Origin of the sequence: Kitasatospora sp. NPDC001539, from assembly GCF_040298565.1 — a bacterium.
Taxonomy (GTDB): domain Bacteria; phylum Actinomycetota; class Actinomycetes; order Streptomycetales; family Streptomycetaceae; genus Kitasatospora.
On sequence record NZ_JBEPAK010000004.1, the window covers coordinates 75294 to 100404 of the forward strand.

The 25111-nt window shown below is 75.0% G+C and carries 22 protein-coding genes; 13 read left to right on the forward strand and 9 right to left on the reverse strand.

All coding sequences use genetic code 11. The features are described 5' to 3' along the window. Positions 1-115 precede the first annotated feature (115 nt). From ABT247_RS02070 to ABT247_RS02085, 4 genes are all read left to right on the forward strand, one after another. On the forward strand, positions 116-1816 hold the full coding sequence (locus ABT247_RS02070) for a sensor histidine kinase (RefSeq protein ID WP_350736485.1): 1701 nt from the start codon (positions 116-118) through the stop codon (positions 1814-1816). Continuing rightward, positions 1813-2535, forward strand: a complete 723-nt coding sequence (locus tag ABT247_RS02075) for a response regulator (protein WP_350736488.1) — start codon at positions 1813-1815, stop codon at positions 2533-2535. The genes ABT247_RS02070 and ABT247_RS02075 overlap by 4 nt, the downstream gene beginning before the upstream one ends. A gap of 218 nt (positions 2536-2753) precedes the next feature. Beyond that, entirely contained in the window at positions 2754-4202 is a 1449-nt protein-coding gene (locus tag ABT247_RS02080) for a diaminobutyrate--2-oxoglutarate transaminase family protein (RefSeq protein ID WP_502892363.1), read from the forward strand. After that, positions 4199-5713, forward strand: a complete 1515-nt coding sequence (locus ABT247_RS02085; RefSeq protein ID WP_350736491.1) for a pyridoxal phosphate-dependent decarboxylase family protein — start codon at positions 4199-4201, stop codon at positions 5711-5713. The genes ABT247_RS02080 and ABT247_RS02085 overlap by 4 nt, the downstream gene beginning before the upstream one ends. A 136-nt stretch (positions 5714-5849) precedes the next feature. Here the strand turns inward: ABT247_RS02085 and ABT247_RS02090 are convergent, their stop codons facing one another. Then, positions 5850-6647 carry an inositol monophosphatase family protein gene (locus tag ABT247_RS02090; RefSeq protein ID WP_350736551.1) on the reverse strand — a complete coding sequence of 266 codons (798 nt, stop codon included), beginning with the start codon at positions 6645-6647 and terminating at the stop codon, positions 5850-5852. Between the two features lie 307 nt (positions 6648-6954). Here ABT247_RS02090 and ABT247_RS02095 point away from each other — a divergent pair, with 307 nt between their 5' ends. Together ABT247_RS02095 and ABT247_RS02100 are read left to right on the forward strand one after the other, a co-directional pair. Continuing rightward, complete coding sequence (locus ABT247_RS02095) at positions 6955-7893, forward strand: alpha/beta fold hydrolase (RefSeq protein ID WP_350736494.1); 939 nt, start codon at positions 6955-6957, stop codon at positions 7891-7893. A 114-nt stretch (positions 7894-8007) separates the two neighbouring features. Beyond that, a complete protein-coding gene (locus tag ABT247_RS02100; protein ID WP_350736497.1) occupies positions 8008-9936 on the forward strand; it encodes a serine/threonine-protein kinase in 1929 nt (642 codons plus the stop codon). 58 nt (positions 9937-9994) lie between these two features. Here the strand turns inward: ABT247_RS02100 and ABT247_RS02105 are convergent, their stop codons facing one another. Both ABT247_RS02105 and ABT247_RS02110 read right to left on the reverse strand, forming a co-directional pair. Continuing rightward, on the reverse strand, positions 9995-10975 hold the full coding sequence (locus tag ABT247_RS02105) for an ABC transporter substrate-binding protein (protein WP_350736499.1): 981 nt from the start codon (positions 10973-10975) through the stop codon (positions 9995-9997). 112 nt (positions 10976-11087) lie between these two features. Further along, the gene (locus tag ABT247_RS02110; RefSeq protein WP_350736502.1) at positions 11088-11864 is read right to left on the reverse strand and encodes a MerR family transcriptional regulator; all 777 of its coding nucleotides are present in this window, start codon (positions 11862-11864) and stop codon (positions 11088-11090) included. Between the two features lie 227 nt (positions 11865-12091). On the opposite strand from ABT247_RS02110, the gene ABT247_RS02115 reads away from it, so the two are divergent. From ABT247_RS02115 to ABT247_RS02125, 3 genes are read left to right on the forward strand one after another with little or no spacing between them, the layout of a single operon-like run. Continuing rightward, complete coding sequence (locus tag ABT247_RS02115; RefSeq protein ID WP_350736505.1) at positions 12092-13663, forward strand: flavin-containing monooxygenase; 1572 nt, start codon at positions 12092-12094, stop codon at positions 13661-13663. Continuing rightward, positions 13660-14628 (forward strand): alpha/beta fold hydrolase, encoded by a 969-nt coding sequence (locus ABT247_RS02120; protein WP_350736508.1) that lies wholly within the window; start codon positions 13660-13662, stop codon positions 14626-14628. The genes ABT247_RS02115 and ABT247_RS02120 overlap by 4 nt, the downstream gene beginning before the upstream one ends. Next, the gene (locus ABT247_RS02125; RefSeq protein WP_350736511.1) at positions 14625-15530 is read left to right on the forward strand and encodes an SDR family oxidoreductase; all 906 of its coding nucleotides are present in this window, start codon (positions 14625-14627) and stop codon (positions 15528-15530) included. The genes ABT247_RS02120 and ABT247_RS02125 overlap by 4 nt, the downstream gene beginning before the upstream one ends. Positions 15531-15648: 118 nt before the next feature. Here ABT247_RS02125 and ABT247_RS02130 read toward each other — a convergent pair whose 3' ends face one another. Next, positions 15649-16974: an aminotransferase-like domain-containing protein gene (locus ABT247_RS02130; protein WP_350736514.1), complete on the reverse strand. Its 1326-nt coding sequence runs from the start codon at positions 16972-16974 to the stop codon at positions 15649-15651. Between the two features lie 102 nt (positions 16975-17076). Between ABT247_RS02130 and ABT247_RS02135 the strand changes: the two genes are divergently transcribed. Continuing rightward, on the forward strand, positions 17077-17757 hold the full coding sequence (locus ABT247_RS02135; protein ID WP_350736517.1) for a LysE family translocator: 681 nt from the start codon (positions 17077-17079) through the stop codon (positions 17755-17757). A 132-nt stretch (positions 17758-17889) separates the two neighbouring features. Here ABT247_RS02135 and ABT247_RS02140 read toward each other — a convergent pair whose 3' ends face one another. The 4 genes from ABT247_RS02140 to ABT247_RS02155 all read right to left on the reverse strand — a co-directional run bounded on the left by ABT247_RS02140 (position 17890) and on the right by ABT247_RS02155 (position 20868). Next, the gene (locus ABT247_RS02140) at positions 17890-18918 is read right to left on the reverse strand and encodes a serine hydrolase domain-containing protein (RefSeq protein WP_350736520.1); all 1029 of its coding nucleotides are present in this window, start codon (positions 18916-18918) and stop codon (positions 17890-17892) included. Further along, positions 18915-19850 (reverse strand): DUF6895 family protein, encoded by a 936-nt coding sequence (locus ABT247_RS02145; RefSeq protein WP_350736522.1) that lies wholly within the window; start codon positions 19848-19850, stop codon positions 18915-18917. The genes ABT247_RS02140 and ABT247_RS02145 overlap by 4 nt, the downstream gene beginning before the upstream one ends. After that, positions 19847-20581 (reverse strand): hypothetical protein, encoded by a 735-nt coding sequence (locus ABT247_RS02150; RefSeq protein ID WP_350736525.1) that lies wholly within the window; start codon positions 20579-20581, stop codon positions 19847-19849. Before ABT247_RS02150 ends, ABT247_RS02145 begins: the two co-directional genes overlap by 4 nt. Before the next feature lie 80 nt (positions 20582-20661). Next, the gene (locus ABT247_RS02155) at positions 20662-20868 is read right to left on the reverse strand and encodes a hypothetical protein (protein WP_350736528.1); all 207 of its coding nucleotides are present in this window, start codon (positions 20866-20868) and stop codon (positions 20662-20664) included. Between the two features lie 154 nt (positions 20869-21022). Here ABT247_RS02155 and ABT247_RS02160 point away from each other — a divergent pair, with 154 nt between their 5' ends. Then, complete coding sequence (locus ABT247_RS02160) at positions 21023-21796, forward strand: SDR family NAD(P)-dependent oxidoreductase (protein ID WP_350736531.1); 774 nt, start codon at positions 21023-21025, stop codon at positions 21794-21796. A gap of 162 nt (positions 21797-21958) precedes the next feature. Beyond that, positions 21959-23794: an ABC transporter ATP-binding protein gene (locus tag ABT247_RS02165; protein ID WP_350736534.1), complete on the forward strand. Its 1836-nt coding sequence runs from the start codon at positions 21959-21961 to the stop codon at positions 23792-23794. Between the two features lie 144 nt (positions 23795-23938). Here the strand turns inward: ABT247_RS02165 and ABT247_RS02170 are convergent, their stop codons facing one another. Next, complete coding sequence (locus ABT247_RS02170; RefSeq protein WP_350736536.1) at positions 23939-24607, reverse strand: lysophospholipid acyltransferase family protein; 669 nt, start codon at positions 24605-24607, stop codon at positions 23939-23941. Between the two features lie 172 nt (positions 24608-24779). On the opposite strand from ABT247_RS02170, the gene ABT247_RS02175 reads away from it, so the two are divergent. Continuing rightward, positions 24780-24992 carry an EF-hand domain-containing protein gene (locus ABT247_RS02175; protein ID WP_350736539.1) on the forward strand — a complete coding sequence of 71 codons (213 nt, stop codon included), beginning with the start codon at positions 24780-24782 and terminating at the stop codon, positions 24990-24992. Positions 24993-25111 lie beyond the last annotated feature (119 nt).

Consider the following 25111-nt stretch of genomic DNA (forward strand, 5'->3'; position numbering starts at 1 on the left):
CTCCGACTATGGGCGCGGGCGTGACGCGGGTCACGTTTGCGTTCATAGAGTTCACGGCGGGCGGGGGTGCCACGACCCCTGGGAGCCCCGGAGGGCGTGGTGCACACTGGCAGGCATGTCCGTGCCCGCCGCCTCCCACCGCCCTCGCCGCCGGTGGCCGCTCCCGCCACCCCTGCCGCGGCTGCCGCGCCGGCTGGTCCGCAGTCTGGCCGGGCAGCTGTTCGTCGTCCAGGTGGTCATCGTGGCCGCCGTGGTCGCGGGCGGCGCGGTGCTCGCGTACCTGTTCACCGCCGAACGCACCGAGGACGCGGCCCGCCGCGAGGTCACCTCGGTCGCCCATGCCGTCGCCGACTCGCCGTCCGTCCGGTCCGCCGTGGCCGGGCCCGACCCGACCGGGCTGCTCCAGCCGTACGTCGAGCGGGTGCGCCAGGACACCGGGGTCTCCTTCATCACCGTCATGGACACCGACGGGGTGCGCTGGACCCACCCGCTGCCCGAGCAGATCGGCAAGCGCTACCTCGGGCACATCGACTGGGCGCTCGCCGGGCAGACCCGCAGCGAGACCTACACCGGCACGCTCGGCCCGTCGGTGCGGGTGGTCACCCCGGTCTGGGACGACCGGCACCGGGTGGTCGCGCTGGTCAGCGTCGGGCTGACCCTGGAGTCGATCTCCGCACAGTTGAGCGGTCCGCTGCTGGCCCTGGTGGGTGTCGCACTGGCCGCCCTGGCGCTCGGCGGGGCGGGCACCTACCTCGCCAACTCCCGGCTGCGGCGGCACACCCACGGCATGGGGCCGGACGAGCTCAGCCACCTCTACGAGTACCACCAGGCCACCCTGCACTCCGTGCGGGAGGGGCTGATCCTGCTCGACCGCTCGAACCGGGTGGTGCTGTGCAACGACGCCGCCCGCGAACTGCTCGGCCTGCCGGACGGCCTGGACGGGCGGCCGGCCGCGGAACTGGGCCTGCCCGAGGCCCTGGTGGCGGCCGTGCTCGGCGAGGCGCCGGTGCGGGACGAGGTGCACCTGACCGCCGAGCGGGTCGTGGTGCTCAACACCTCCACCATCGGCACCGGCCTCGGCCGGGTGGTGACCCTCCGCGACCACACCGAACTCCAGTCGCTGAGCGGCGAGTTGGACTCCGTCCGGGGATTCACCGAAGCCCTCGGGGCGCAGGCGCACGAGGCCGCCAACCGGCTGCACGCCGTGGTCTCGCTGATCGAACTCGGCCGCCACGAACAGGCGGTGGAGTTCGCGACCGCCGAACTCGAACTCGCCCAGCAGCTCACCGACCGGGTGGTCGCGGCGGTCAGCGAGCCGGTGCTGGCCGCGCTGCTGCTCGGCAAGGCCGCGCAAGCGGCCGAGCGCGGCGTGGAGTTGACCCTCACCGAGGACAGCCGGATCGACGACGGCGTGCTGCCGCCCGGCCTCCCCGCCCGGGACCTGGTCACCGTGCTGGGCAACCTGATCGACAACGCGGTGGACGCCGCGATCGCCGGAGCCGGGCAGAGCCCCGTCCCGCCGGAGGTCACCGTCACCGCGCGGATCGACGGCGAGGACCCGTCGTCCGCCTGCCTGCTGCTGCGGGTCGCCGACACCGGGGCCGGCATCGACCCCTCCGCCGTCCGGGACGTGTTCCGGCGCGGCTGGAGCACCAAGCAGGACGGCCGCGGACACGGCCTCGGGCTGGCGCTGGTCGCCCAGGCGGCCCGGCGCAACGGCGGCACCGTCGAGGTCGGACGGGAGCGCGGCGCGGTGCTCACCGTACGGCTGCCGCTGGCCGGCCGCGCCCGGGAACCGGAAGGAGCCCCGGCGTGACGGCGGCCGACGGCGCCCGGGCGGGGATCTCCGTCCTGGTCGTCGAGGACGACCCGGTGGCCGCCGCCGCGCACACCCTCTACGTCGAGCGCGAGCCAGGCTTCCACGTCGCCGGGACGGTGCACAGCTGCGCCGACGCCCTGCGCTTCCTGGAGCGGGCGCGCGCCGCGGGCACGTCCGTCGACCTCACCCTGCTCGACCTCTACCTGCCGGACGGTCACGGCCTGCAGCTGTGCCGCACGCTGCGCGCGGCCGGACACGGCACCGACGTCATCGCCGTCACCTCGGCCCGCGACCTCGCCATGGTCCGGCAGGCCGTGTCGGCAGGGGTCGTCCAGTACCTGCTGAAACCGTTCAGCGCGGCCGCGCTGCACGACCGGCTGGAGCGGTACGCCCGCTACCGGGACAGCCTGGGCCGGGCCGGGGAGGCGACCGGGCAGGAGGAGGTCGACCAGGCGTTCGCGCTGCTGCGCACGCCCGAGCGCAGCACCCTGCCCAAGGGGCTGAGCGCGCCCACGCTGGACACCGTCGCCTCCGTGCTGCGCGAGGCCGCGACCGGGCTGTCGGCGGCGGCCGCGGGGGCGGCCGCCGGGGTCTCCCGGATCACCGCGCGGCGCTACCTGGAGCACCTGGTGGACACCGGGCGGGCGGTGCGGGAGCCGCAGTACGGGAGCGTCGGGCGGCCGGAGCTCTGCTACCGCTGGACGGGGCGGCCCTGACCGTACGGGACGGGTGGGCGGGGCCCGAGCGCGTCGGCGCCGAGCGGTCCGGGCGCGGGGCGTGACCTCGCGGCGCTCGGCTCGTTGACCGGGTCGGGGTGGTGTCGCCGGCACCGAGGTGAGGTTCACCCTCTCGGGTGGATCTGGCGGCCCACCGGCTTTCCGCCAGGTCAAGGTCGGTAAGGTCAGGCTTACCTAACTTCTTCTGGGGGTTCGCCTTGTCGCTCGCCGCCGTACCCGCCCAGGACGCCTGCGGGGCCGCCACCGGGGCACTGCCCGCCGGTGAGGCCATCCTGCGCCGCCAGCGCGTCCGCGAGTCCGCCGCCCGGACGTACGCCCGCTCCTTCCCGATCGTCCCGGTGCGCGCCAACGGCATGACCGTCGAGGGCGCCGACGGGCGGCGCTACCTCGACTGCCTCTCCGGCGCCGGCACCCTCGCCCTCGGCCACAACCACCCCGTGGTGCTGGAGGCGATCCGCCGGACCCTCGACAGCGGCGCCCCGCTGCACCTGCTCGACCTCGCCACCGCCGAGAAGGACGACTTCACCAGCGCGCTGTTCGAGAGCCTGCCCGCGGAGTTCGCCGCCCGCGCCCGGGTGCACTTCTGCGGACCGGCCGGGACGGACGCCGTCGAGGCCGCGCTCAAACTGATGCAGACCGCCACCGGCCGCGCCGGCGCGCTCGCCTTCACCGGCGCCTACCACGGCATGACCGCCGGGGCCCTCGCCCTGACCGGCAACGTCGCCGTCAAGGAACCGCTGCCCGGCGGCGGCGAGGTCGTCCGGCTGCCCTACCCGTACGGCTACCGCTGCCCGTTCGGCGTCGGCGGACAGGCGGGCACCGACCTCGCCGCGACGTACGTGGAAAGGCTGCTGGACGACCCCTCGGGCGGGGTGGTGCCGCCCGCCGCGATGATCCTGGAGGCCGTCCAGGGGGAGGGCGGAGTCGTGCCCGCGCCCGACGGCTGGCTGCGCGAGATGCGCCGGATCACCGCCGAACGCGCCATCCCGCTGATCGTGGACGAGGTGCAGACCGGCGTCGGGCGCACCGGCGCCATGTGGGCGGTGGAGCACAGCGGCGTCGTCCCGGACGCCATGGTGCTGTCCAAGGCCATCGGGGGCAGTCTGCCGCTCGCCGTCGTCGTCTACCGGGAGGACTACGACGGCTGGCGGCCGGGCGCCCACACCGGCACCTTCCGCGGCAACACCCTCGCGATGGCCGCCGGGGCCGCCACACTGCGTCACGTCGTCTCGCACGGGCTGGCCGAGCGGGCCGGGGTGGTCGGCGCCCGGATGGCAGCCCGGCTGCGGGAGCTCTCCGCCGAACTGCCGGTGATCGGCGACGTGCGGGGGCGCGGACTGATGCTCGGCGTCGAACTCGTCGACGCCGCCGCCGAGGCCGACGCCTGCGGGGCCCGCCCGGCGGACCCGGCGCTCGCCGTGCGGGTGCGGGAGGCGTGCCTGGCGCGCGGCCTGATCGTCGAACTCGGTGGACGGCACGACGCGGTGCTGCGGCTGCTGCCGCCGCTCACCATCACCGACGAGCAGGTGGCCGCGGTGCTCGACCGGCTGGCGGACGCCATCGCGGCGGCCTCGGCGCCCTCGGCGGTGGCGGTGGGCGCGGCTCCCGGGGCGGCCACGGGGGCGGCCGCGCGAGGGCGGGCGTGACCGCCCCGTCCGGCCCCGCGGCCGAACCGCCGGGCGGGCCCGCTGCCCTGGACGCGCTCGCGGGCGGGGCCGGCGGGCCCGCGGCACTCCGACCGCTGCTGGCCGCCGTCCTCGACGCGCTCGACACCGGCACCACGCGGCGCGCCGGCCCGCTGCCCGCCGGAAGCCCCGCCGAGATCGCCGCCCTGGTCACCGACGCGCTGGCCGCCGCCGGTGGACGCGACGCGCTGGCCCGGCTCACCGAACTGCTCGCCCACGGCGCCGCCGACCCGGCCGACCCCGCCTGCGCGGCCCACCTGCACTGCCCCCCGCTCGCCGTGGCCGCCGCCGCCGACCTCGCGGTCAGCGCGCTCAACCCCTCGCAGGACTCCTGGGACCAGGCCCCCGCCGCGACGGCCCTGGAAACCGCACTGCTCGCCGAACTCGCCGCGCTGGTCGGCTACGACCCGGCGCGCGCCGCGGGCGTGCTCACCTCCGGCGGCACCGAGTCCAACCTGATGGGGCTCATGCTGGCCCGGGACCAGAAGCTCGACGGCATCGTCGAGTTGGACGGGATCCCGGCCGGACTCCGGCCGTGCATCCTGGCCTCCGAGGTCGCCCACTTCTCCGTCCAGCGCTCCGCCGCCCTGCTCGGACTCGGCGAACGGGCCGTGGTCGCCGTCCCCGTCGACCGCGGACTGCGGATGCTGCCCGACGAGTTGGAACGCGCCCTCGCCGAGGCCAGTTGGGCCGGCCGCACCCCGATCGCCGTCGTCGCCACCGCCGGTACGACCGACACCGGCGCGATCGACCCGCTGGACACCGCCGCCGAACTGGCCGGCCGCTACGGCGCCTGGCTGCACGTCGACGCCGCGTACGGGGGCGGGGCGCTGCTCTCCGACCGGCTGGCCCCGCTGCTCGACGGCATCGCCCGCGCCGACTCCGTCTCCCTCGACTGGCACAAGCTCGGCTGGCAGCCGGCCGCCGCCGGGGTCTTCCTGGTCCGGCGGGCGGAGACGTACGTCTCGCTCGCCCGGCGCGCCGAGTACCTCAACCCGGTGGACGACGAGCGGGCCGGCTACCCCAGCCTGCTGGGCCGCTCGCTGCGCACCACCCGCCGGGCCGACGCCTTCAAGCTGGCCGTCACGCTGCGCACCCTCGGGCGCGACGGGCTCGGCCGGCTGGTCGACGCCTGCCACGAACTGGCGCTGGCCGCCGCCTCGGCCGTCCGCGCCGAACCCGCGCTCGAACTGCACGCCGAGCCGGTGCTGACCGCCCTGCTGTTCCGCTACCGGCCGCCCGGGCTCACGGACGAGGCCGCCGTCGACGAGCTGAACGGGCGGCTGCGCCGGCTGCTGCTGCGCACCGGGCGGGCGGTGGTCGGGCGCACCGAACTACCGGGGGAGGGGCCCGGGCGGGTACGGCTGAAGCTCACGCTGCTCAATCCCCACACCACGGTGGAGGAGGTGGGGGCGCTGCTGCGGGAGGTGGTCGGCGCGGGGCACGAGGTCGCCGGGGAGCGGGCGGGGTAGCTCACGGGCGGCGGCCCTGTGGTGGCGCGGCCCTGCGGAGGCCTGCGGTGGTGCGGCTCCCGGGTGGTGGCGTTCGGGCGGGGCGAGGCGCTCGAGGGGCGGGGCGCTCGAGGGGCGGGGCGCTCGAGGGGCGCCGTCAGGTGCCCAGCAGGATGTCGCGGCTGATCTCCCAGGTGTGGGGGTCGGCGGCGACCAGCAGTCCGTCCTCGCAGCCCGGGGCCTCGGGGCGGTAGGGGCTGCCGTCCAGGCGGGCCGCGACCCCGCCGGCCTCGGAGAGCAGCAGCGAGCCGGGGGCGTGGTCCCAGGGGAGGGTGCGCCAGTAGAGGATGAAGTCGAACCGGCCCTCGGCCACGTCCGGGTACTCGATCCCGGCGGCGCTGCGGCCGGGGCCGATCTCGCCGAAGGCCGAGGAGTTCGCTTCCAGGTGGCGGCGCCGGCCGGGGTCGAGGAAGCGGCTCTTCAGGACGCCGGTCAGCTCGGCCGGGTCGGCCGGTGCCGGTCTGCGGGTGAGGCGCTCCCCGTCGCGCCAGGCGCCGGCGCCGAGTTCGGCGCGGTAGCCGGTGCCGGCGGCGGGTTGCCAGATCCACGCGGCGACCGTCCGGCCGGAGCGGACCAGGGAGCACATCACCGCGTAGTCGGGCCGGCCGGCCACGAAGTTGGAGGTGCCGTCCACCGGGTCGACCAGCCAGACCGCCGGCTCGTCGTGGATGGCGCGGGCAAGGGCGGGATCGGCGGCGACGGCCTCCTCGCCGACCACGGGGACGGGGAGCAGCTCGCTCAGCCGGCGGGCGATGATCGCCTCGGCCTCGCGGTCGGCGATCGTGACGACCTCGCCGGGCGCCTTCTCCATCACGTCGCCGGCGGCCAGCGCGCGGAAGCGTGGTTCCACCGCCTCGGCCGAAGCCTCGGCGAGGATCTCCGCCACCTTGTCCATCAGCACGTTCGTGCTCCCTTCGCTGTCTACCACTGTCGCACGAGTGGGCGAAGGGGGGTGCGGCGGACGGGGGAGCGACCGACGGCCGGCGGATGACGGATGACGGATGACGGGTGACAGCTTTCACCATCTGTCATCCGTAGCCGTCATCGGTTGTTCGCCGCCCGGCCGACCGCCGTTCTCCGCTCGCCGGCCGGGGCGGCCGGCCCGGGGGCGACCCGGGTGTCCGGCGGCCGGTGATCGCTGGCAGCCACCGGGTGGAATCAGGTAGAAGGGAGACGCCGACGGATCCAGGGGGGAACCGAACATGTCGACGGTGCGGGAAGCGCAGAACAGTCCCGGGGGCCTGCGGGGCGTCCAGGAAGCCATCGTCCGGGCCTTCGCCGAACGAACCCCGGTCGAGTTGCGGCCGGGCGAACTCGACCGCGGCGGACGGGCCTTGCGCTGGGTGGAGGCCGGCGCGGGCGACGGTCCGCCGGTGGTGCTGATCGCCGGGTGCGGCGAGTCCTCGCTCAGCTGGGCCCCGGTGCTGCCGGTCCTGGCGGAGCGCGCCCGGGTCGTGGCGTACGACCGGGCCGGGCTCGGTGCCAGCGAACCCGGCCGCGTCCCGCCGGCGGCCCTGGCGCCCCCGACCCTGGACCAGCAGGTCGGGGACCTGGCCGCACTGGTACGGCACCTGGACGCCGGACCGGCCGTGCTGGTCGGGCACAGCTGGGGCGGCCAGCTGGCCCAACTCCTGGCCTGGCGCAGCCCGGAGCTGGTGGCAGGCCTGGTGCTGGTGGACCCGGCCCACGAGGAGTTCAGGCCGCAGAGCGTCAGCGCCGCCGAGGCGGTGCTCACCCGGCTCCACCTGCTCCGGACGGCCCTGGCGCCCGCCGGGGAGCAGCACAGCGGTGACGCGCTCGGCCTGGCCGAGGCGGCCGTCCTCGCCCGCCCGCACCAGCGGCGCACCGTGCTCGCGGAGAACCGGCTGACCGCCCTCGCCGTCCCCGAACTGCGCCGACGGCGCGCCGCCGGGCGGCTGCCCGACGTGCCCGTCGCCGTGCTGAGCGCGAGCGACGGACTGCCCCGGGCGCTGCGCTCCCGCTGGACGGCCCTGCAGTCCCGGATCGCGGCGAGCACCGCCCGCGGCACCCACAGCGTGGTGCGCGGCGCCGGGCACGCCATCCACGCGGACCGGCCGCGCGCCGTGATCGCGGCCGTCCTGGAGGTGTCCGACCACGCCCGGTACGTCCGGAAGGACTGACCGGCGGCGCCGATCCTCCTGCTGCCAGGGGCTGCTGGGCCCGGGGCACGCTCTGGCACACTGTGTGCCGACGACCCGTCGGGGCGGGTCCATGACACCTGGGGGGACAGGTCGATGAGTAGCGCGGGCACCGTGCTGGGCGGGCGGTACACGCTGGTCGAGAAGATCGGCGGCGGTGGCATGGGCGCGGTCTGGCGGGCCGACGACGAGGTGCTGGCGCGGCAGGTCGCGATCAAGATCCTGCGGGCGGAGCTGTTCGAGGACGGCACCGCCGTCCAGCGCTTCCGCCGGGAGGCCCAACTGGTCGCCGCGATCGACCACCCGGGGATCGTCGACGTGCACGACTACGGCGAGAGCGGCGGGGACGGCGCGGAGCGCTGCGCCTACATCGTGATGGACCTGATCGAGGGCCGCCCGCTCAACCAGGTGCTCAAGGACGGCGGGCCGATGAGCGCCGAGCGCGCCCTCGGCCTGCTCGCCGAAGCCCTGGACGCGCTGCACGCCGCGCACCGGCGCGGCATCGTGCACCGCGACCTCAAGCCCTCCAATCTGATGGTGCGCGACGACGACCGGGTGGTCGTCACGGACTTCGGCATCGCCCGCGCGATCGCCAGCACCAAGCTCACCGCCCCGTACGCGATCATCGGCACCGCGGCCTACATGTCCCCCGAGCAGGCCGCGTCCGCGAGCACCGGGCCGGCCTCGGACCTCTACTCGATCGGCGTGGTCTGCTACGAACTGCTCGTCGGTCAGGTGCCGTACCTGGGCGAGGGGCCGCTGCAGGTGGCGCTCAAGCACGTCAACCAGCCGGTGCCCGAGCTGCCGGAGACCTTCCCGGCCGCGGTACGGGCGCTGGTCGCCACCGCGCTGGCCAAGAACCCCGACGACCGGTACGCCAGCGCCGCCGAGATGGCGGCCGCGGCCAGGGCGGCGATCGGCGCGCCCGCGGCACCGTGGCGGCCGGCCGACACCGGGACGATCGACCTGCGGGCCGCGGGGAAGGGGGCGTCCGGGGCGGAGGACGCCGGCGGGGCCGGGCGGGACCAGGTGGTGAAGGTCGACCCGGATGCGAGGACCGAACCGGGCGGGCGCCGTTCCCGGCGCACCCTGCTCGTGCCGATCGTCATCCCGGTCGTCATCTCGCTGGGCACGGCGACGGCCCTGCTGATCGACCGGGGCCCCGGTACCGCCGATGCGGCGCCGCCCGCCGCCCAGCCGACCGTGGTGGTGACCGTCCCGGCGGTGCAGAGCGCCACCACCGCGGCGGGCACCGCCACGCCCGCCACCTCGCAGCCGACCGACACCCCGTCGGCCGCCCCGGCCGCCGACCAGCCACCCGCCGGCGGGCAGCCGAACGCCGCGGCCCCGGCACCGGCGCAGGGCGGGGGTGCGCCGGGTGGTGGCGCGGGTGGGGGCGCAGGTGGTGGCGCCGCTCAGCCCGGCCGGGGCGGTGGGGGAGCCAACCCCGGTTCGGGGAACGCCGGTTCTTCCAGCGGGTCGTCGGCCGGCCAGGCCAACCAGCCGACCGGCTCGGGTGGTGGCGGCGGCGGTTCGGTCAACCCGCCGGCCGCCAACCCGCAGCAGCCGGGGCAGACCAACAACGGCGGGAACCCGCCCGCTCCGCAGACCCCCGCCCGGCCCGCGTCCTGCGGCGGCGACAGCTGGAGCACCATCGTCAGCGCCAAGGACGGCCGCGCGATCGGCCTGCGCGACGACACCCTGAGCGGTGACAACCCGATCGTGCTCGGCGGCGCCACGCAGTACGGCTGGGTGCGCTCCACCAACCCCGGCAGCTGGATCGAGTTCCACGCCTGCAACAACGGCGGTCCGTCGCTGGTCCAGACCATGGACGGCAAGGTCACCTTGAACGGCGGGTTCAGCTTCCTCACGAACTGGTCCGTCCGCAACGGCAGTTCCTCCGGCACGTACACGCTCGCCGACTACCAGAACCAGTCCTGCATGACCAGCAACGGCCCCGGCAACCCGGTCACCATGGTGACCTGCACGCCCGGCAATCCGTCCCAGCAGTGGCGGTTCCAGTGACGGCGGAGGACCGGCGGACGGCGGACCGCACCGTCCGTCATCCGGCGCCCGTCCTCGCTCATCCGCTCGCCGGTGCCGCCAGGTCCGCCCGCATCTGGTCCAGGACCAGCCCGGCCCCGGTGTACCCGATGCCGAGCATCCAGAGGTTGTCGTCCACCCGGTACACCCGGCCGTTGCGCACGGCGTCCAGGTCCTTCCACAGCGCGCCCTCGGTGATCTTCGCCTGGTCGGACTCGGCCGCGTCCCCGTACACCGAGTAGAAGATGACGTCGGCCGCCGCCTGGTCCACCTGCTCGGGGCTGATCTCCAGCGAGAAGCCGGGCTTGTCCTGGTTGGCCGGGCGCCCCAGCCCGAGGTCCTTGAACAGCGAGCCGACGAAGGTGTCGTTGAGGTAGAGCCGGGTGGGCGCACCGGCCAGGAAGCGGGCCATCTCGACCCGGGTGGCCGCGGCCCTGGCCGGTCCGCCGATCGCGGTGACGAGCTCCCGCAGCTTCGCGCGGTACGCGGTGTCCGCGGCCTGCGCCTCGGCCTGGCGGCCCGTCGCCTCGGCGTGCAGCCGGACGTTCTCCTTCCAACTCGGCCCGGTGGTCCTGGACAGCACGGTCGGCGCGATCCTGGACAGCTGCTCGTAGCGCTTGTCGTCGCGGACCTGGTTGCTCAGGATGAGGTCCGGCCGCAGCGCGGCGATCGCCTCCAGGTTCGGCTGGCCGATCACGCCGACCGGTTTGGTGCCGGCCAGCCGCTCGGCCGGCAGGTACGCGGGGAAGGGCGCGCCCCCGCCGACCGTGGTGGCGCCGACCGGAGTGATCCCGAGGGTCACCACCGAGTCCAGCGCGTCGGTGTCCAGGACCACCACCCGGCCCGCCCTGGCCGGTACGGCGCTCTCGCCGCGCGCGTGCCGGACGGCCCTGGTCCCGCCGGCCCCGGGCGAACCACCGCCCGGCGCGGGGGAGCCGGCGCCGCAGGCGGCGAGCGCCAGGCCCGGTGCGAGTCCGGCGGCGAGACCGAGCGCGGCGCGGCGGGTGAGGGAACGGGTCATCGGCGGCTCCTGCACCGGGCTGGTTGCTCCCCAGGGCGGGCTCCTCCCGTGGGGCGGCCGGCGTCCGACGGCCGGACGGGCCGCCGGGATCCCTGCCCGCCCGGCGGCCCCGCTACGCCTCGGAGCCGTACTCCCGCCGCTGGCGCAGCAGTTCGGCGTACTCGGCGCGCACCCGGCGGTCCATGGCGAGCGTGAACTGGGCGTCGGCGACGGTGCGGGCGAGCGGTCGGACCCGCAGGATGCGCTCGGTGAGCCGGGCCGCCTCGCCGGGTGCCAGCGGTGTGTCGCCGGACAGCGCGCTGAGCACGTGCTCGCTGACCACCTCGATGAAGATCTCGGCGATGGCGTCGATGTGCTCCTGGGTGCGCCGGCTGGCGGCCAGCACCGCTGACAGCGGCACCCCCTCCGCGACCAGTGCGGTGGTGGCGTCCATCAGCCGCCGGCTGACGTGGGTGATCCCGTCCTCCTCGACGGTGATGTAGCCCTGGGCGATGGACTCGGCGGTGTTCTCCTCGGTGAGCTGGTCCCCGAAGGCGGCCTTCAGTTCGTCCCACTGCAGGCGTACCGGGGTCTCGTCGGACCAGGGCGCGACGATCGCCGCCTCCAGTCCGATCAGCTCCGCGACGTCCTGCCCGCTCTCGCCGGCGCCGATCAGTTCCGCGATCCCGCCCAGGGTGTGGCCGCGGTCGAGCAGTTCGCCGATCATCCGCAGCCGGGCCAGGTGCTCCTCGCCGTACCAGGCGATCCGGCCCTCCCGGCGGGGCGGCTGGAGCAGTTTGCGCTCGCGGTAGAAGCGCAGGGTGCGGGTGGTGATCCCGGCCGCCTCGGCCAGTTCCTCCACCCGGTACTCGCGCTTTTTGTCGTCCGCAGCAGCTCTGACCTTGTCCACGGCGATCAGCATAGGTCCGTGGCGCCGGTCGGGAGCCTCCGGGAACTCGGGCGAATCCGGGCGGTCGGGCTTCTTCCATCCGGTGTCAGCAAGGGCTACCCTGCCAACCATGCCAGTGATTACTGGCGCAATTGGCAGGGTCCCGGAGGCGAGCCGCCGGGAGGTTCCGGGGCGGGCCGCCCCGGAAGAGCGCGACGATCACCGCCCCACCCCCAGGAGGTTGCCGCATGGCATCCAGCAGCAAGCGCCCCCGCTCCGGCGCGTCCGCAGCGACCGACACCACCGCTGCGCGGGAGACCGTCCCGCACGTGCGGGTGGCGGTGATCGGCTCCGGCTTCGCCGGCCTCGGTGCCGCCGTCCGGCTGCGCCGTGCCGGGATCACCGACTTCGTGGTCCTCGAACGCGCGGACTCCGTCGGCGGCACCTGGCGCGACAACAGCTACCCCGGCTGCGCCTGCGACGTGCCCTCGCACCTCTACTCCTTCTCCTTCGCGCCCAATCCCGACTGGCCGCGCAGCTTCTCCGGCCAGCCGGACATCCGCGCCTACCTGGAGAAGGTCGCCACCGTCTTCGGCCTGCGCCCGCACCTGCGCTTCAACACCGAAGTGCTGGAGGCGCGTTGGGAGGAGGACCGGACCCGCTGGCGGATCACCACCTCGGCCGGCCAGTGGACCGCCGACGCCGTCGTGTCCGCCGCCGGACCGCTCGCCGACCCCCAGATCCCCGACCTGCCCGGCCTCAGGGACTTCCCCGGCAAGGTCTTCCACTCCTCCCGCTGGGACCACGACTACGACCTGACCGGCAAGCGCGTCGCGGTGGTCGGCACCGGAGCCTCGGCCGCCCAGATCATCCCGTCCATCCAGCCGAAGGTCGGCAGGCTCACGGTGTTCCAGCGCACCCCGGCCTGGGTGCTGCCGCGCCGTGACCGCGAGATCAGCCGGCTGGAGCGGTGGCTGCACGGCCGCCTCCCGGTGACCGCCAAGATCCGCCGCGGCACCCTCTTCGCGCTGCGCGAGCTCCAGGTGGACGCCTTCGTGCGCCGGCCCGGGCTGCTGCGCGTGGTCCAGCAGCTCGCCGAACGCCACCTCGCCCAGGGCGTCGCCGACCCGGCGCTGCGGGCCAAGCTCACCCCGGACTACCGGATCGGCTGCAAGCGCATCCTGCTGAGCAACACCTACTACCCGGCGCTCGCCGCCGCCAACACCGAGGTCGTCGCCTCCGGCCTGCGCGAACTGCGCGGCTCCACCCTGGTCGCCGCCGACGGCAGCGAGCACGAGGTGGACGCGATCGTCTTCGGCACCGGCTTCCACGTGACCGACATGCCCATCGGCTCCCGGGTGTTCGGCGCGAACGGGACCAGCCTCGCCGAGGAGTGGAAGGGCGGCATGGAGGCGCTGCGCGGTTCCACCGTACGGGGCTTCCCCAACCTGTTCTTCGTGATCGGCCCGAACACCGGCCTCGGCAACAGCTCGATGATCCTCATGATCGAGTCCCAACTCAACTACCTCGTCGACGCGTTGACCATGCTCGACACGATCGGCGCCACCGCGATGCAACCCACCGCCCGGGCCCAGCGGCAGTGGAACCTCGAACTCCAGCACCGGATGGACCGCACCGTCTGGACCACCGGAGGCTGCCGCAGCTGGTACCTGGACCCGAGCGGCCGGAACACCGTGCTCTGGCCCGGCTCCACGACGTCCTTCCGGCGCGCCACCCGCAAGGTCGACCTCGGCGAGTACGAGCTGATCATGCGCACCGCGCCCGCCAACACCCGCACCGCCCAGGAGGTTTCCGCATGAGTCCGGTCGCGCTGCCCGCCGGGTACGAGCCGCCCGAGCCCGCCGAGGAGCTGAGCGTGCGCTCGGCCGACGGCATCCGGCTGCACGTCGAGGTGCACGGCCAGCCGGGCGCGCCCACCGTGGTGCTCTCCCACGGCTGGACCTGCTCGACGGCCTTCTGGGCTCCGGTGATCCGCGAACTCGCCGACCGCTACCGGGTGGTGGTCTACGACCAGCGCGGCCACGGGCACAGCGAGATCCCGCCGAGCCGCGCCCGCTACTCCACCCGGGCGCTCGCCGAGGACCTCACCGCCGTGCTGCTGCGGACCGTACCGGCGGGGGAGCGGGCCGTGCTGGCCGGGCACAGCATGGGCGGGATGACCATCATGGCCGCCGGCGGCCGCCCCGAGGTCGCCGAGCGCACCGCCGCCAACGTGCTGATCTCCACCGGGCCGGCCGGGCTGGTCGCCGAACTCACCGTCCTGCCGCCGGCCCTGCGCGCCCCCGCGGTGCGGCGCTTCCTGCACCGGCGGCTGCTGCTGTCCCGGCTGCCGCTCGGACCGGTCACGCCGGTCAGCCGCGCCGCGCTCAAGTACGCCACCATGGGGCCGGGTTCGAGTGCCGGACAGGTCGAGGCGACGGCCCGGATCGTGCACGCCTGCCCGACCGCCGTGCGCGCCAACTGGGCCGGAGTGCTCGGCCGACTGGACGTACGCGCCGGACTGGGCCGGATCACCGCGCCCACGGCCGTCGTCGTCGGCACCGCGGACCGGCTGACCCCGCCCGCGCACGCCCACCGGATCGTCGAGGAACTCGCCGACGCGCAGGGCCTGTTGCTGCTGCCCGGGGTCGGCCACATGGCGCCGTTGGAGCGCCCGGTGGAGGTCGCCGCCGAGATCCACCGGATGGCCGCCGCCCACCTGGCCCCCGATGCCCGCCCCGCCGCTCCCGCCGCCACCACCACCGAGAGGACCACCGCCGCATGAACGCCGTCCCGTCGTTGTCCGGACAGGTCGTGGTCGTCACCGGGGCCGCCCGCGGAGTCGGGGCCTCGCTGGCCCGCAAGCTCGCCCGGCGGGGGGCCGAGGTCGCCCTGCTCGGCCTGGAGCCGGAAGAACTGAAGGCCGTCGCGGCGCAGTGCGGCGCGGCCGCCACCTCCTGGGAGGTGGACGTCACCGACCTGGAGGCGCTCGGCGAGGCCGCCCGGCGGATCAAGGAACACCACGGGCGGATCGACACCGTGGTCGCCAACGCGGGCATCGCCATCGGCGGACCGCTGACCGACAGCGACCACCGGGCGTTCAGCCGGGTCATCGAGGTCAACCTGCTCGGCAGCGTCGCCACCGCCCGTGCCTTCCTGCCGGCGCTCATCGAGAGCCGCGGCTACCTGCTGCAGATCGCCTCGCTCGCCGCACTGACCCCCGCGCCGCTGATGAGCGCGTACTGCGCCAGCAAGGCCGGGGTGGAGGCCTTCGCCCACTCGATCCGCGCCGAGGTCGCCCACCAGGGCGTCAAGGTCGGAGTCGGCTACCTGAGCTGGACCGACACCGACATGGTGCGCGGAGCCGACCAGGACGCCGTGCTGAGGCAGATGCGCAGCCGGCTGCCGTGGCCGGCCAACAAGACCTACCCGCTGGAGCCCGCGGTGGACCGGATCGTCGCCGGGATCGCCCGCCGCTCCGCCCATGTGTACGCCCAGGCGTGGCTGCGCGGCATGCAGCCCGTGCGCTGGGTGCTGCCGAGCCTGATCGCGGTGGTCGGCTCCCGCGACGTGGCCCGGCTCGCCCCGCAGCTCGCCGCCACCGCCGCCTCCCGGCTGCGCGCCGTCGGGGCCGGTGGCGCCGCGGACACGGCGGCGCGGGGGAGCCGGACGGGGGCGGACGGCTGACGGGGCGGGTGTCGGGGGCGGACGGCTGACGGGGCGGGCGCCGGGGGCGGGTGGCTGATGGGGCTCGCCGGGGGCGGATGGCAGCCTTCGGGACCTGTCGGCCGCGGTCCGGCATCCGTCAGCCGTCACCCCCGGCGATCCGTCCCAGCGCTGCCAGCGCCCGCTCCAGCACCGGCAGCGGCGGCGAGGCCAGCCCCACCCGCACCGCCGACGGTGTGCTCCGCGGGTCGACCGCGAACGCCGCCGCGGGAGTCACCGAGATCCCCGCCCTCGCCGCCGCCGCGACGAAGGTCTCCGCCCGCCAGGCCGCCGGCAGCTCCCACCAGACGTAGTACGAGCACGGGTCGGCCCGCAGGCGTGCGCCCCGCAGCACCCGCCGGGCCACCTCCTGCCGGGCCGCCGCGTCGGCACGCTTCGCCGCCTCGACCGCCGCCAGGGTCCCGTCCCCGATCCAGCGCACCGCCGCCTCCAGCGCGAATCCGCTCGGCGCCCACCCGCCGGACCGCAGCGCGCCCGCCACCCGCTCCCGCAGCCCGTCCGGGACGACCGCGAAGCCGGTGGTCAGTCCGGGGGCGAGCCGCTTGGACAGGCTGTCGACCAGGACGGTCCGCTCCGGTGCCAGGGCGGCGAGCGGCGTCGACCCGGGCCGGAGGAAGGACCAGATCGCGTCCTCCACCACCGGCAGGTCCGCTCGGCGCAGCTCCTCGGCCAGTGCGGCCGCCCGCTCGGCCGGCAGGTTCGCCCCGGTCGGGTTCTGCAACCGCGGCTGGAGGTACACCGCGCGCAGCGGCGCCGCACGGTGGGCGGTGGCCACGGCGCCGGGCAGCAGCCCGTCCCCGTCCATCGCCAGCGGTACCAGCCGGATGCCGAGCCGCTGCGCCACCGCCTTGACCACCGGATACGTCAGCGCCTCCACCCCCAGCCGCTCACCCGGCCCGACCAGCGCGGACAGCGCGCCGGCGACGACCTGCCGTCCGTTCCCGCCGAACAGCAGGTGCTCCGGGCCGGCCTGCCAGGCGCCGGTCGACACCAGGCCCGCGAAGGCCCGCCGCGCCGCGGCCGTCCCGGCCGCGCCCACCGGTCGCAGCGTCTCGGCCAGTGCGTCCGGCCGCAGCAACGGCGCCAGCCCCGGGGCCAGCAGCTCGGCCTGCCCGGGTGGGGTCGGGTAGTTGAGTTCCAGGTCGACGGGTGCGGTCGCGGGTTCGGCGAGCGCGACCAGCCCGCCCTCCGTCCCCTGCCCGGCCCGGACGAAGGTGCCCCGTCCGACCTCGCCGACGGTCAGCCCGCGCCGGGCCAGCTCCCGGTAGACCCGGGCCGCCGTCGAGGCGGCGATGCCGCGGCTGCGGGCGAACGCGCGCTGGGTGGGCAGCTGCTGGCCGGGCCGCAGCCGTCCGTCGGCGATCTCGGCGGCGAGGCCGTCGGCGATCAGGCGGTAGTCGTCCACCGGTGTCCAGCCCTTCCAGCGTTCCGTCCCGGGTCGCAGGGGATTGCACCGAGCGCAAAGTCATCATTGCATCGAGATCGCCGGGCGCTCTAGCCTCCTTGCATGGACGCGTTGACATCCGCCGTGAGGGGCCTGGACGCCGTGGACGGCCACGCCGTCCTGGGGATCGCCGCCGTGGCGCTGGGCATGGTGCTGTCGCCCGGCCCGAACATGATCTACCTGGTCTCCCGCTCGATCGCCCAGGGGCGGCGCGCCGGGCTGGTCTCGTTGACGGGCGTCGCGACCGGCTTCCTGGTCTACCTGGTCGCGGTGACGGCCGGGGTGGCCGCCGTCTTCTCCGTGGTGCCCGTGCTCTACACCGCTCTCAAGCTGGCCGGTGCGGGCTACCTGCTCTGGCTGGCCTGGAAGGCGGTCAAGCCGGGTGGCGCCGCGGTCTTCGCCCCGCAGCAGCTGCCCCCGGACCCGCCGCGCCGCCTGTTCGCGATGGGCTTCCTCACCTGCCTGCTCAACCCGAAGATCGCCATCATGTACATCTCGCTGCTGCCCCAGTTCGTGGCGCCCGAACGCGGCCACGTCGCGGTGCAGAGCCTGGTGCTCGGGCTGGTCCAGATCGCGATCGCGGTCACCGTCAACGGCCTGATCGCGCTGAGCGCGGGCACCATCGCCACGTTCCTCAACCGCCGCCCGGCCTGGCTGCGCGTCCAGCGCTACGCGATGGGCACCGTCCTCGGCGGCCTCGCCGTGCACATCGCCGCGGACCGGGCCAAGGCGGTCGCGGCGTAGCCCGCGCCCACCCGGCACCCACCCGTACCTGCCCGCACCGACCCGGCACCCACCTGCACCTGCCCGTACGCGCCCGGATGCGCGCACCCGCCCGCCCGGCCCGGCCGGTCGGAGGACCTGCGAGCCCGGTCGCTACCCCTCCCGGGCGGCCGCCCGCAGCACCTCGTAGCCCGCCTGCACGAAGCGGGCGCCGAGCGTCGTCCCGGTGTTGGCCAGCACCGCCACCGCGGTGGCCGACTGCGGGCAGAACCCGACCAGGGCGGTGAACCCGCGGGTCGCCCCCGCGTGGAAGTACAGGTCGCGGCCGCCCGAGCCGCGGTGGTTCCACACCAGGCACACCTCGTCGCCCGAGCGCGGCAGCCGCAGCCGGGGCCGCTGCACCTCGTGCAGGGCCGCTCCCAACTCCCCGCCGCCGCCGTCGACATGGGCCCGGAGGTAGCGCAGGGCATCCGCTCCGCTCGCCCGCACCGCCGCCGCACCCGGCAGTCCGGGGGCGTGCCACGGCGGCAACTCCCGCCCGCGCAGGTGCCCGACGGCCTGCCCCGGTGCGTCCGGCGCGCAGCTGGTGGCGCGCAGGCCCAGCGGTGCGCAGACGCGCTCGGCGAGCAGGGCCTCGTACGGCAGGCCGCTCCGCGCGGCGAGCACGTGCCCGAGCAGGGCGACCCCGTAGTTGGAGTACCGGTAGCGGCTACCCGGCCTGCTGCGCACGGTGGTTCCGGCCAGCGAGGCCCTCAACCGCGCCGCGTCGAAGGTCGCGTAGGGGTTGCTGCGCCACCTCGGCAGGGCCGCCGCCAGCAGCCCGGGCGGCAGCCGGGGCAGGCCGGAGGTGTGGGTGGCCAGGTGCAGCAGGCGGATCGGTTCGGAGGAACGCGTGGCGGGGGGTGGCCAGTCGGGCGGCAGCCGGCTCTCCAGCGGATCCTCCGGCGCGAGTTCGCCCCGTACCGTCAGGTCGGCCAGCAGCAGCGCGGTGAACGTCTTGCTGACCGAGCCGAGTTCGAAGACCGTCTCCGGTGTGCACGCCCCCGCGTGCGCCCCGCGGCCGGTCCGACCGTGGCAGCGGACCTCCTCCCGCGCCCCGCGCGCGAGGGCCACCGTGACGGCGGTGGCGTACGGTTCGGCCGCCCGCACCGCCGCTGACACCGCGGCGTCCAGCTCGCTCACGCGGCCGCCGCGTCGGCGCCCAGTGCCCGGGCCAGGGTGATGTCGCCCGCCAGGACGGCGACCACCGCCGTGTGCTGGTTCTCCCGGAACGCCTCCTCCCGGTCGTCGCTCACCGGATCGTTGGCGTCGCGGGGCACCAGTCCGTCCGCGCGCTGGACGGCGGCCAGGGCGTCCCAGCCCTGGCGCCCGGTGATCGGTTCGCCGATGCACGCGTCCACCATGAGGAGTTCGACGGCCAGGTCCCACTGCCCGATCTCCAGCCAGATGTCCAGCCAGGCCGGGAGCCAGTCGTGCAGGTAGTCGCGGATCGGTTCGGGGAGGCCCTCCGGGTGCGCTCCCCAGTCGGTGAGGTGGAAGACGGTGTGGGTGTTCTGGTAGGCGATCTCCCACTCGACGGCCCAGGGCTCGGGCAGGGCACCGAGCCAGGTGCCGGCCGTCAGGGCGGCCCAGTCCGGCTGGTGGCTGAGTCCGATCAGCCGCCGGGCGTTGGCGATGGCGAGCCGCCGGTTGCCCTGGATCTCGATGGCGTGCGCGGCCCGCAGCCGACCGATCGACTCGAGGAGGTCGTCCAGGGCGGGGTGGCGGTAGCCGGCCCGGGCGAAGTGGCCGTAGAGCTCCAGCGGGTCGCTCATCGTGACGTGGCGCAGCTGCCGCTCGTACAGCAGGTCCCCCTCGCGCAGCTGCTCCCACGCGTAGTCGAGGAGTTCCCGGGCGGCTCGTGTGCCGGCCGGACCGGCGACGCCGTCGCGCAGGACCACCGAGGCGGCCAGGGCGAGCTCGCCGAGCGGTTTGTAGGCGTCGTTGGGGGTGGCGAGGTCGACGACGGTGTTGTCGGGGATCCGGCCGAGGCCGTCGCGGTGGGCGGCGTGCAGCCAGGTCAGTGCGCGGGAGCCGAACCGCTGCGCGGTGGCGAGGACGTGGGTGTCGATCATGCCGCTCGGCCCCCTTCGGCGTCCGACGGCCGGGCGCGGTCGAGCAGCCGGCGGGCGAGGGCCAGCTCCAGCCCGGTCCGGGCGCTGCCGTCACCGGCCAGGGCGATCCGGTCCAGCACCGGTTCGAGGTCGAGCCGCGACCGCCGGCCCTCGGCCTCCGTCCAGGCGAGCCAGCGGGCGAGCCGGGCGGCGGTGGTGAGGTCGCGCCGCAGCATCGAGCGGACGGTGCCCCGGGCCAGCGCCAGGGCGTGCGCGAGGGCGGCGTCGTGGACCGGGCCGTCCAGGGTGGGCAGGGCGAGCACGGACAGCTGGGACATCCGCACCGACCAGGCCTGCCAGCCGAGGTCCTCCGGGCCGGGCAGCGGGGCCGGCCGCGGCGCGGCCTCCGCGTGGCCGGCGCGGACGAGCAGCCGCCCGGCTGCCCAGTCCTGCCAGGCGATGACCAGCGCGGCCTGTTCGGAGGGGGGTGCCGGTGCGGGGACCACGCGTCGCGCCTCGGCCAGCAGGGCGGCGGTGGCCGGGTCGGGCTCGCCGCCGCCGAACAGGGACGGGGCGAGGAGGTCCGCACCGAGCAGCCGCACGGCGGCCAGCAGCGGGCGGGGTACGGCGGCGTCCGGCTCCACGAGTGCGGCCGGATCCCCGCCGCCCCGGAGGGCGTCGAGGGTCCGGCCGGCCACCCGCTCGACGGCCGCGGCGTACTGTTCACGCAGTGACGTCTCGGCGAATGGCATCAGTGGTGTGCCTCCTTGCTGAGGAGGGCCGGCCGGGTCGTCGGACCGGCCCGGTCATCAGTCGACGAGGTCGTCCCGGCTCACCGGGTCGGCTTCTCCTTGGGGGGCTTCGGAGAGGTCAGCAGCAGGCCGGCCAGCAGCGACGCCCCAGCGGCCTCGGGCAGGTACGTGGGCGCGTCGGACACGACGGCCTCGTCCTCCACCATCAGGCTCGCGAGTGTCTCGGCTTCGGCGAGCGTCGCGCTCTGTGACGCCGAAGCGGATTCCGTACGGAACTGAGTAAGCATCAGATCTGCCTCCTCACATGGTGTCATCACCCGGTCGGGTGATGCCCCTGTTCGACACTACGTGTGCGACTGATTACCCGCAATCCCCCTGGTCGAGCAGCTGCGTCGACGCGCGGTGTGGGCCCGGCCGCGGGGAGTCGGTACGGTCGGGGGCATGACCACAGCCTTGATCACCGGCGCGACCGCCGGCATCGGAGCCGCGTTCGCCCGCCGGCTCGCCCGCAGCGGCTACCGGCTCGTCCTGGTGGCCCGCGACGCCGAACGCCTGGAGCGCGCGAGCGCCGACCTGAACGCGCAGTACGGCGTCGAGGCGGAGGTGCTGCGCGCGGACCTCGCGACGGAGGAGGGCATCGCCGCCGTGGAGGCCCGGCTCGCCGACTCCGAACGCCCGGTGGACCTGCTGATCAACAACGCCGGGTTCGGCAACAAGGGCGCCTTCGGCGCCGTCCCGCTCCAGGCCGAGCTGGACATGGTGAAGGTGCACATCGAGGCGGTGCTGCGGCTGACCACGGCGGCCCTGCCGGGGATGCGCGAGCGCGGGCGAGGGGCGATCGTCAACGTCGCCTCGGTGGCGGCCTTCCTGCCGCGCGGCACGTACGGGGCGAGCAAGGCGTGGGTGGTCAGCTTCACCCAGGGCGTGCTGCGCGACCTCGGTGGCACCGGGGTGCGGATGATGGCGCTGTGCCCGGGGTTCACCCGGACCGAGTTCCACGAGCGGGCCGGCATGGGCACCGGGAACATCCCGTCCTGGTCCTGGCTCTCGGCCGAGCGGGTGGTGGCGGAGGCGATGCGCGACCTGGCGCGCGGCAAGTCGTTGTCGGTGCCGGGCAAGCGCTACAAGGCGGCGGTGGCCGTCGCCCGGGTGCTGCCCTCCGGCAAGCTCGGCGGCCTCTCCTCGAAGGCGGCGCGCACCTACCGGACGGACTGACGCCCGCGGCGGGCGGGCGGGGCGGAGGATGTGGAGCGGAATAGAGCGGCGCTCACTATTAGTTTGCCTAACTATGAGCTACCCCCGCTATGCTGGCACCCACCCGACCGCCCCGCCCGCCGCCGCGCCGCCGTCGCGCGTCCGACCCAGGGAGGCCCGTCCTTGAGGCCCGCCGCCATCGACTGGACCCCGCCCGACCGCGCTGCGGGCGAGCCCCGCCCGCCCGCGCAGTGGCGGCGGATCCTCGCGCTGTTCCGCCCGTACCGGGGCCGCCTGGCCGCCGTCGGGCTGCTGGTGGCCGCCTCCGCGGTGGTCTCCGTCGTCTCGCCGTTCCTGCTGAGGGCCGTCCTGGACACCGCCATCCCGCAGGGCCGCACCGGCCTGCTGAGCCTGCTCGCGCTCGGGATGATCCTCACCGCCGTGGTGAACAGCATCTTCAACGTGCTGCAGACGCTGATCTCCACCACCGTCGGCCAGCGGGTCATGCACGACCTGCGCACCGCCGTCTACGGCCACCTCCAGCGGCAGTCGCTGGCCTTCTTCACCCGCACCCGCACCGGTGAGGTGCAGTCCCGGATCGCCAACGACATCGGCGGCATGCAGTCCACGGTGACCTCCACCGCCACCAGCCTGGTCTCCAACCTCACCGCGGTGATCGCCTCGATCGTCGCCATGGTCGCGCTGGACTGGCGGCTGACCGTCGTCTCGCTGCTGCTGCTCCCGCTGTTCGTGTGGATCAGCCGACGGGTCGGGCGGGAGCGCAAGAAGATCACCACCGAGCGGCAGAAGCAGCTGGCCGCCATGAGCTCGGCGGTGCAGGAGTCGCTCTCCGTCAGCGGCATCCTGCTCGGCCGCACGATGGGCCGCTCCGACTCGCTCGCCCGGGAGTTCACCGGGCAGTCCGACCAGCTGGCGGACCTCGAGGTGCGGGCCAGCATGGCCGGGCGCTGGCGGATGAACACCATCCAGATCGTGATGGCCGCGATGCCCGCGCTGATCTACTGGGCGGCCGGGCTGACCTCCGCCGCCGGTGCGCCGATCGTCTCGGTCGGCACCCTGGTCGCCTTCGTCACCCTCCAGCAGGGCCTGTTCCGCCCCACCGTGAGCCTGCTGTCCACCGGCGTCGACGTCCAGACCTCGCTCGCGCTGTTCCAGCGCATCTTCGAGTACCTCGACCTGCCGGTGGAGATCGCCGAGCCCGCCCGCCCCGTCACCCTCGACGACATCCGCGGCGAGGTCCGCTTCGAGGCCGTCGACTTCCGCTACGACCCCGAGCAGCAGCGCCCGACCCTGGCCGGCGTCGACCTCGCGGTCCCCGCCGGGAGTTCACTGGCCGTGGTCGGCGAGACCGGCTCGGGCAAGACCACCCTCAGCTACCTCGTCCCCCGGCTGTACGACGTCACCGGCGGCCGGGTCACCCTGGACGGCGTGGACGTGCGCGAACTGTCCTTCGACACCCTGGCCCGCGCGGTCGGGGTGGTCTCCCAGGAGACCTACCTCTTCCACGCCTCGGTCGCCGAGAACCTGCGCTTCGCCAAACCGGGCGCCAGCGACGCCGAACTGGTCGAGGCCGCCCGGGCCGCGCAGATCCACGAGACCATCGCCGCCCTCCCGGAGGGCTACGACACCCTGGTCGGCGAACGCGGCTACCGCTTCTCCGGCGGTGAGAAGCAGCGCCTCGCGCTGGCCCGCACCATCCTGCGCAACCCGCCGGTGCTGATCCTGGACGAGGCGACCAGCGCCCTGGACAACCGCACCGAGCGCGCCGTCCAGCAGGCCGTCGACACGCTGGCCGCCGGCCGCACCACCATCACCATCGCGCACCGGCTCTCCACGGTGCGCTCCGCGGACCAGATCGCGGTGCTGGACCGCGGCGAAGTGGTCGAACTCGGCACCCACGAGGAGCTGGTGGAGCTGGACGGCCGGTACGCGGCGCTGCTGCGCCGGGAGGCTCCGGCGGCGGCCGCCCTGTCGGACGCGGCCCTCGGGCACGCGTGACCGGGCAGGTGGGGGCGGACCCGTACCTCCCGGCCCGGGCGGCTCCGTACGGCCGGGCCCGCGTGACCGTGCACGCGTGGCCGTGCACGCGGGGGCGGACCCGTACGGCCCGGCACGCGCGGCGGACCAGGATGAGCGGGGCGGTCAAGCCGCCTTCGGCACCTCGTTGTAGCTCTCCACGACCTCCTGGCCGGAGAGCCGCTGGATCGCCGCCATCACCTCGTCGGTCACGTGCCGGCGGGCCTTCAGCGAGCGGGCCTGCCCGTGCAGCTCGTCGAAGTGCAGCGGCTCGCCGAAGCGGACCGTCACCTTCTTGATCCGCGGCACCCGCTTGCCCACCGGCAGGATCTGCTCCGGGCCCTCCAGGGCCACCGGAACCACCGGCACGCCCGCCGTCAGGGCCAGCCAGGCGACGCCCGTCTTGCCCCGGTAGAGGCGGCCGTCCAGCGACCGGGTGCCCTCCGGGTAGATGCCGAAGGCCTTGCCCGCCTCGAGGATCTCCAGCGCCGACTCCAGCGAGGCCTGGGCGGAACGGTAGGTGCCGCGTTCGACGGGCACCGCACCGATCGACTCGAAGAAGCCCTTGGACAGGCGGCCCTTGAGGCCCGTGCCGGTGAAGTACTCGGCCTTGGCGAGGAAGTGGACGCGGCGCGGGGCGGTCAGCGGGATCACCACGCTGTCGATGAAGGACAGGTGGTTGCTGGCCAGGATCACCCCGCCCTTGCGCGGCACGTTCTCGACACCCTCGATGACCGGGCGCCAGATCCCGCGCGAAACGGGTTTCAGCACCAGCCTGGTGGCGAGATCGAGCATGTTCCCTCCCTGGACGAACGACCGCCCGGGAGGTGCCCGGGCCCGCATCAGATCCGCAGACTACGACACCGACCCCCGCGCCCGTCCACTCCCGGACGCCGTGGCGCACACCACGGCGGGTAGGGTACGGCCGTCCGAAAACGTGCACCACCCGCAGTACCAGGAGGACCCGATGGAGACCATCGAGGACATCAAGGCGATGTTCGACCGCTTCGACAAGAACGGTGACGGCAAGATCACCCCGGCCGAATACGCGCTGGCTGCCAACGAGATGGGCGACCACGGTGTCACGCTCGCGATGGCCGAGGCGCTGGTCCACTCGATGGACACCCGTCACCAGGGGTACCTGGACTTCGAGGAGTTCCTGGCGGCGCGCCAGCGCTGACCTCGCGCCGACGGGGGTGGGGGGCGCGGCGGCCGCGGCCGCCCCCCCCAGGGGAGAGGACAAGACATATGAAAATTGAACCCCAAACAGGTAGGGGTTTGAGGTGTGGTGGTGATGTT

Bases quoted from the DNA above. Each gene is read 5' to 3' on its own strand.
- ABT247_RS02070 (WP_350736485.1), top strand. From the start codon at position 116: ATGTCCGTGCCCGCCGCCTCCCACCGCCCTCGCCGCCGGTGGCCGCTC.
- ABT247_RS02090 (WP_350736551.1), bottom strand. From the start codon at position 6,647: ATGGACAAGGTGGCGGAGATCCTCGCCGAGGCTTCGGCCGAGGCGGTG.
- ABT247_RS02095 (WP_350736494.1), top strand. From the start codon at position 6,955: ATGTCGACGGTGCGGGAAGCGCAGAACAGTCCCGGGGGCCTGCGGGGC.
- ABT247_RS02100 (WP_350736497.1), top strand. From the start codon at position 8,008: ATGAGTAGCGCGGGCACCGTGCTGGGCGGGCGGTACACGCTGGTCGAG.
- ABT247_RS02105 (WP_350736499.1), bottom strand. From the start codon at position 10,975: ATGACCCGTTCCCTCACCCGCCGCGCCGCGCTCGGTCTCGCCGCCGGA.
- ABT247_RS02115 (WP_350736505.1), top strand. From the start codon at position 12,092: ATGGCATCCAGCAGCAAGCGCCCCCGCTCCGGCGCGTCCGCAGCGACC.
- ABT247_RS02120 (WP_350736508.1), top strand. From the start codon at position 13,660: ATGAGTCCGGTCGCGCTGCCCGCCGGGTACGAGCCGCCCGAGCCCGCC.
- ABT247_RS02125 (WP_350736511.1), top strand. From the start codon at position 14,625: ATGAACGCCGTCCCGTCGTTGTCCGGACAGGTCGTGGTCGTCACCGGG.
- ABT247_RS02135 (WP_350736517.1), top strand. From the start codon at position 17,077: ATGGACGCGTTGACATCCGCCGTGAGGGGCCTGGACGCCGTGGACGGC.
- ABT247_RS02145 (WP_350736522.1), bottom strand. From the start codon at position 19,850: ATGATCGACACCCACGTCCTCGCCACCGCGCAGCGGTTCGGCTCCCGC.
- ABT247_RS02150 (WP_350736525.1), bottom strand. From the start codon at position 20,581: ATGCCATTCGCCGAGACGTCACTGCGTGAACAGTACGCCGCGGCCGTC.
- ABT247_RS02155 (WP_350736528.1), bottom strand. From the start codon at position 20,868: ATGCTTACTCAGTTCCGTACGGAATCCGCTTCGGCGTCACAGAGCGCG.
- ABT247_RS02160 (WP_350736531.1), top strand. From the start codon at position 21,023: ATGACCACAGCCTTGATCACCGGCGCGACCGCCGGCATCGGAGCCGCG.
- ABT247_RS02170 (WP_350736536.1), bottom strand. From the start codon at position 24,607: ATGCTCGATCTCGCCACCAGGCTGGTGCTGAAACCCGTTTCGCGCGGG.
- ABT247_RS02175 (WP_350736539.1), top strand. From the start codon at position 24,780: ATGGAGACCATCGAGGACATCAAGGCGATGTTCGACCGCTTCGACAAG.